The sequence below is a fragment of the Parablautia muri genome, assembly GCF_009917485.1.
GTDB lineage: Bacteria > Bacillota > Clostridia > Lachnospirales > Lachnospiraceae > Suilimivivens > Suilimivivens muri.
In genome coordinates, this window is record NZ_QZDT01000164.1 from 1 (window position 1) to 1,461 (window position 1,461).

A 1,461-nucleotide genomic window follows, 5' to 3' on the forward strand; every position below is an offset into this window, starting at 1 on the left:
TCATTCATCTGAGATATGTAACTATAAATTCCTTGATTTTTTAAGGAAAATCACTTGACAATATAGGGAGGAATAAAATGGAATACAAAGATATTGCAGATAAATTTATAAAAGAATATTCAGACTATAAGTGTGATGTTATTAATTTTAGTGAATATATAGAAGTAAATTGGAAAAATTCCTTGTCTGGAGATCAACTTCGTATTTTATTGCAGGGTATAGATGTGGATTTTATATTAAAAAGCCTGATTTATAATGTTGAGACAGTGAAAAGATATAAAAGTAAAACAAAAGCAAAACGCTATGCAACGGTAATTGGGCAGTTTTTCAATTATATAAGAAGAACAACGGATATTGTAAATCCCGACTTATATGATGCAATTTCGTATAACCGATTGCGAGAAAACTCGTATATGCAGCAAATGATGGCTTATATAGATAAGTGCGAAATGCTGGCTGGGATTGTTGAGCAGGAACCGTTGACATCAACCGAAGCTGAAAAAATATTAATATGGGCAAATGAACAATTTACTATACAGGAATGGGAGAATGCAACCAGTTTTAAAAAAGCGGTAGCAGCTGTAGGGATAAAGATGATGATGTTATATGGAATTACATATCGTGAATTAAGAAAAATGAAATGGGATGATTATGATGAAGCGTATGAGGGTGTAAATAATTATGTGTCTTTGGATTTTTTCTTTAGCAGATTTTTACCAACTATAATTAGCCGGAAACCTAGCATTTATAAGGGCTTGTGGGCTCTGCCCACACCCGGCCTCTGGAATAAGGTGGAAGGGTAAAGACACAAAATTAAAAACACTACCAAGCGTATGATTGTATCATCGTTAATGGTTTTGAGCTTCGGTTGCCGCTGAAATTATCTATTCAATTAAGAAATATAAAAGATTTCGTTGTTGATAAAAAAATTGTAAATAAAGAAAATTTAATGTTTGCTGGTTTTCGGGGAGAAGCATGGAATGATATAACATCTTCTTCCGGAATACCTGATTATATGGGGGCGTTGATTGGTATTACAAGTGTGACTAGTGTTGTAAAATATGGTATAAGTCAGCTTTTGAAATCAGGATTAAGTGATTCGGTTATAAAAAAGATGTCAGGTGCAAGTGAAAAAGTTATTCAAGGTTGTTTGCTTCAGGAGGACAACGAATTGAAACAGATTATTAATACAAAAGTACTTATGGCGGATTGGTATTATGAATTTTAAAATTTCGATTATAGAAAGATAAAGAAATTTGGGAGAAATATATGAAAGATTTTTCTTTTTGAGAAGAGTATGAAGGTACGCCGGAAGGTAGCGGCCGTAGCGAAAAGATATGGCTGATGAATCCTGATACAGGACAAACGGTAGTGTAAAATAGTTTGTGTATTTGGAAAAAATTGGCTCCTTTTTGGTAAGAATGTAGATATGACAATTCTTATCGAAAAGGAGAATTTTTA

Annotated in this window: 2 protein-coding genes; both read left to right on the forward strand. The window is 32.9% G+C overall.

The window, feature by feature from the left end; genetic code table 11:
* The first annotated feature begins 77 nt into the window (after positions 1-77).
* Entirely contained in the window at positions 78-803 is a 726-nt protein-coding gene (locus D5281_RS24920) for a hypothetical protein (protein ID WP_277935632.1), read from the forward strand.
* 65 nt (positions 804-868) lie between these two features.
* Positions 869-1,228: a hypothetical protein gene (locus tag D5281_RS24925; RefSeq protein WP_277935633.1), complete on the forward strand. Its 360-nt coding sequence runs from the start codon at positions 869-871 to the stop codon at positions 1,226-1,228.
* Positions 1,229-1,461: the final 233 nt, after the last annotated feature.

Excerpts from the sequence above, each read along its gene's own strand:
- D5281_RS24920 (WP_277935632.1), top strand. The coding sequence starts at position 78 with ATGGAATACAAAGATATTGCAGATAAATTTATAAAAGAATATTCAGAC.